Genomic DNA, 450 nt, shown 5'->3' on the forward strand with positions numbered 1-450 from the left:
ATCGAGGACGACAGCCGCTACGGCGATCTCCTTGCGGGGATCGGCCGCCCGCATGGACTCCAGCGCGCCGATCCCCGCAAGGAGATCGCCGTAGCGGCTGTCGTCCTCGATCGTCACCCCGAACGTCTGCCTCAGTGCGCGCACCAGCCGCAGCGTCCGCTCGCGGACGGCGTCCGTGACCGGCTGCTCGGGGTCCGTGTGCAGGCCCGCCGCGCGGGCGCGGTCGTCGAGCAGCTCACCGGCGGGTTCCGGCCGGTGTTCCACCCACTTCCCGCGCCGCCCCCGCGAGTCCGTGTAGAGGCGGTGGACGAACGTCCCGTCCGGCCGGACCGCGAAGCTGACCATGTGGGTGCCGCCGTACGCCGTGCGCCCGGTCTCGTTGGCGACGTGCTGGCTCTCGCTGACGACCGCCAGCGGGTCGGGGACGAAGGTGTCGTCGATGCCCCTGCG

At 73.1% G+C, this 450-nt stretch carries 1 protein-coding gene; it reads right to left on the reverse strand.

Annotated elements, in window-relative coordinates:
* Positions 1-450, reverse strand: a 450-nt coding sequence (locus tag LPA54_RS38650; RefSeq protein WP_228985055.1) for a hypothetical protein, incomplete at both ends; no start/stop codon positions are given.

Source organism: Streptomyces sp. DH12, assembly GCF_020873895.1.
Classification (GTDB): Bacteria; Actinomycetota; Actinomycetes; order Streptomycetales; family Streptomycetaceae; genus Streptomyces.